The sequence below is a fragment of the Agromyces sp. P1_H4 genome (genome assembly GCF_056405255.1).
Window position 1 is genome coordinate 1 of sequence record NZ_JBFUCL010000362.1, and the last position, 3,714, is coordinate 3,714.

At 71.0% G+C, this 3,714-nt stretch carries 4 protein-coding genes; all 4 read right to left on the bottom strand.

Translation table 11 applies throughout. The features are described from left to right. Positions 1–86 precede the first annotated feature (86 nt). Entirely contained in the window at positions 87–896 is an 810-nt protein-coding gene (locus tag AC1DY2_RS17075; protein ID WP_476763499.1) for a TlyA family RNA methyltransferase, read from the bottom strand. 2 nt (positions 897–898) lie between these two features. Beyond that, positions 899–1,138 carry a hypothetical protein gene (locus AC1DY2_RS17080; RefSeq protein WP_309977952.1) on the bottom strand — a complete coding sequence of 80 codons (240 nt, stop codon included), beginning with the start codon at positions 1,136–1,138 and terminating at the stop codon, positions 899–901. Between the two features lie 44 nt (positions 1,139–1,182). Further along, positions 1,183–2,217 (bottom strand): HAD-IIA family hydrolase, encoded by a 1,035-nt coding sequence (locus AC1DY2_RS17085; protein ID WP_476763500.1) that lies wholly within the window; start codon positions 2,215–2,217, stop codon positions 1,183–1,185. Next, positions 2,192–3,714 (bottom strand): hypothetical protein (locus AC1DY2_RS17090; RefSeq protein WP_476763501.1); only part of this gene is annotated, 1,523 nt, incomplete at its 5' end. The genes AC1DY2_RS17085 and AC1DY2_RS17090, both read right to left, overlap by 26 nt.

The following is a 3,714-nucleotide window of genomic DNA, read 5'->3' on the forward strand; positions in this document are numbered from 1 at the left end:
GAGCAACTGCGTGCACACCTCGCCGGTCGCTTCGAGTGCGGACTGACGGCCGGTGTGGGAGACCACGAGGAAGTGCCGTGCGTCGTTCACGCGATCGCGCCTCCTGTCACTTCGTCCACCCGACGCATCCATTCTGTCGGATTCACCCCACGCGCTGCGCTGAGGTGCACGAGATACTCATGGTTCCCATGGCTTCCGACGATTGGGGAGGACAGGACTCCCGCGGTGCCCAGGCCGAGGTCGAACGCGGCCCAGAGCACGTTCGCCAGCGCCTCGGCCCGGAGCGCGGCATCGCGCACCACGCCCTCGCGCACGCCCCCGCGGCCCACCTCGAACTGCGGTTTCACGAGCAGCACGAAGTCGGCGTCGTCGGCCCCGGTCGCCCGGAGCGCCGGCATCACGGTGGTCAGCGAGATGAACGAGAGGTCGGCAGTCACGAGCGACGGGGGCTCGTCGACCCCCGTGGCCCGGGCGAGTGCCGCGCGATCGAGGTCGCGCACGTTGCATCCCTCGACGAGGACCATGCCGGGTGCGCCGTGCAGCTCGGGCGCGAGCTGGCCGTGGCCGACGTCGACCGCGAGCACCGTGCGCGCGCCGCGCTCGAGGAGGACCTGCGTGAATCCTCCGGTCGACGCGCCCGCATCGAGCGCCACGCGCCCGGCGGGGTCGACGGCGAACCCGTCGAGCGCGGCGATGAGCTTGTGCGCGCCTCGGCTGACGTAGTGGTCGGATGCCGCGACGGCCAGCTCCGCGGACTCCGGCACCTTCAGCGACGGCTTCAGCGCCGGCCGCCCGTCGACCGTCACGACGCCCGCGGCGATCAGCGTCGCGGCCTGCGTGCGCGACCGAGCGAGCCCACGCGCGGCCAGCGCCGCATCCAGTCGCTGTTCGAGCATCGTCAGTTCGGGTCGCGCGACGGGTCGGATCGCTCGAGCTCGGAGCGAAGGCGATCTGCGAGCTCCTGGTAGCGGGGCGCCCGCTCGGCCAGCGGAACCGACTCGATGTCGTGGATGTCGGCCGCCGCGTCGTCCGACGCCTCACCCGAGCCCGACACGGCACCGGACGCGTCTGCGGATGCGGCGGCAGCCGCCTCGACGCCGTCGACGTCGTCTGGCTCTCGGAGGTCGTCGGTGCTCATCGCACCAACGCTACCCCGACCAGCCGACGCCGCGGTGGCACGAATCACGCGTAGAGGCTCGGAGGCACATCCAGGGCGTGGATCGCGGTGCCCGACTGCCAGATCGCCGCGCAGGCGGCGCGCAGCAGGTCGAGCCCGCCGTCGCCGGGCGAGACGATCACGACCTTGCGGCCGTCGACCCGCACGCGCGCCTCGTTCACGCGCACCCCACCACCACGCACCGCCTCGACGACCGGGTACGGCTCGTGCAGCCCGCGCAGGTCGCGCAGGATGAAGTCGGGCCGGCTCGCGGCATCCGCGGCGAGCACCTGCTTCGCGCGGTCGATGCCCGTGAGCACCACGGCGCTCGCCATCCCGGCCCGATTCGCTCCGAGGATGTCGGTGTCGAGGCGGTCGCCCACGACGAGCGGTCGGTCGGCGCCGAATCGACGCTTCGCCTCATCGAAGATCGGCGTCTCCGGCTTGCCGGCGACGACCGGGAACCGGCCGACGGCGGTGTGCACCGCGGAGACGAGGGTCCCGTTCCCGGGGGCGATGCCGCGAGCGACGGGGATCGTCCAGTCCATGTTCGTCGCGATCCACGGGATGCCTGCCGTGGCGGCATCCGGACCGCCGTGGGCGTTGAGCGCGAACGAGGCCTCGGCCAGTTCGCGCCATCCCACCTCGGGAGCGAAGCCCTGCACGACCGCGTCGGGTGCGTCATCGGCGGAGCGCGTCACGCGGAAGCCGCGCTTCTCGAGCTCGACCACGATGCCCTCACCGCCGACCACGAAGACCAGTGCGCCGGGGTCGACACGCTCCTCGAGCAGTCGCATGGCGGCCTGCGGCGACGTGACGACATCGTGGGGCTCGACCGCGAGGCCGAGCTCGGCCAGGTGGCCGGCGACGGATGCATCGCTGCGCGACGCGTTGTTCGTGATGTAGCCCACCGAACGCTGCGCCTTGGCGCGATTGAGGCTCTCCACCGCGTGCGGGATCGCACCGGAGCCTGCATAGACCACGCCGTCCAGGTCGGCGAACACCGCGTCGATCCCCTCGAGCGGGGTGGTCGGCTCAGTCCTCGTGCGGAACAGGCCCATCGGGCGCGTCCTCGTTGTCATCGGTGGGGTCGTCCCGCTCGAGTGCCTCGCCCTCTGCGAGCACGGCGGCGACATCGTCCTCGAGCACGTCACCGGGGTCGCCGGCACGCTCGTCGTGCACGACAGGCGTCGGGTTCGCCGACTCGGCGGCGACCGGATCAGTCACCACGACGTCGGCAATCACCGATGTGCTGTGTGCCGCCGTCTCGTCGTGCTCCACACCGTCCTCGAGTTCGACCTCGAAGATCTCGACGAGCTCGGATTCCGCCGCGGGCCCGTTGAGCGCTTCCTCCGCCCGGTTCGCACGGGAACGCCAGTCCGCAGCTTCCGAATCACGCCCGAGTTCCTCGAGCACCTCGGCATAGGCCGCGAACAGCGCGGGGCTGTACGAGAAGGCGCGGTCGGGATCGAGCTGGGGGATCTCGAGCTCCGCAAGCGCGAGCTCGGGCTGTTCCAGGTCCAGGCGGGCACCCGACATCGCGATCGCGAGTCCGACCTGCACCGCAGCCGGCAGTTCATTCCGGTCGACGGCGCGACCGACCTCGAGCGCCCGGTCGGGTCGTCCGACGCCGCGTTCGCTGTCGACCATCAGGGGCAGCTGGTCGTTGCTCCCGGAGATCCGACGGAACGTACGCAGTTCGCGGAGCGCGAGCTGGAAGTCGCCGGTCGCATACGCCGTGATGGCCAGGGTCTCGCGGACCACGGCGATGCGCCCGGCTCGCCGAGCGGCGGACATCGCGTGCTGGTGGGCGAGCTCGGGGTCCTCATCGAGGTACTCGGATGCCGCGACGAGGTGCCGCGCGACCCAGTCGGCGTTCTCCTTGCTCAGCGTCTTGAGTTCGGCGCGAGCTCCACGATCGAGGTCGCGCGCCTCGATGCGGTCGGGGATCTCTGGGTCGTCATGACGCGGACGCACCGCGAGGTTCGCGGCGCCGAAGTTCTCGCGCGGCTCCTCGTACTTCGGTCCGCGGGCATCGGGCCGAGGTCCACGTCGATCGTCGGAGCGATTGCCACCACCGGAGTACGGACGCTTCTCGCCGCCACCGGAGTAGGGACGCTTCTCGCCACCACCCGAATACGGACGCTTCTCGCCACCACCGGAGTACGGACGCTTCTCGCCACCACCGGAGTAGGGACGCTTCTCGCCACCACCSGARTASGGACGCTTCTCGCCACCACCCGAGTACGGACGCTTCTCGCCACCACCCGAGTACGGACGCTTCTCGCCACCACCCGAATAGGGACGCTTCTCGCCACCACCGGAGTACGGACGCTTCTCCCCGCCACCCGAATAGGGACGCTTCTCCCCGCCACCGGARTASGGACGCTTCTCCCCGCCACCGGAATAGGGACGCTTCTCCCCGCCACCGGAATAGGGACGCTTCTCCCCGCCACCCCGTGATGCGTCGCGCCCGGTGCCCTGTCCGCTCCTGCTCGATGAGGAACCTCTGGCGCTTCCTTGCGCCCGGTCGCCACCCCGGTCGTTGCGTTTGGGGC

What these genes read in the sequence shown, in the direction of transcription:
- AC1DY2_RS17075 (WP_476763499.1), bottom strand. Translation starts at nt 896, where the DNA reads ATGCTCGAACAGCGACTGGATGCGGCGCTGGCCGCGCGTGGGCTCGCT.
- AC1DY2_RS17080 (WP_309977952.1), bottom strand. Translation starts at nt 1,138, where the DNA reads ATGAGCACCGACGACCTCCGAGAGCCAGACGACGTCGACGGCGTCGAG.
- AC1DY2_RS17085 (WP_476763500.1), bottom strand. Translation starts at nt 2,217, where the DNA reads ATGGGCCTGTTCCGCACGAGGACTGAGCCGACCACCCCGCTCGAGGGG.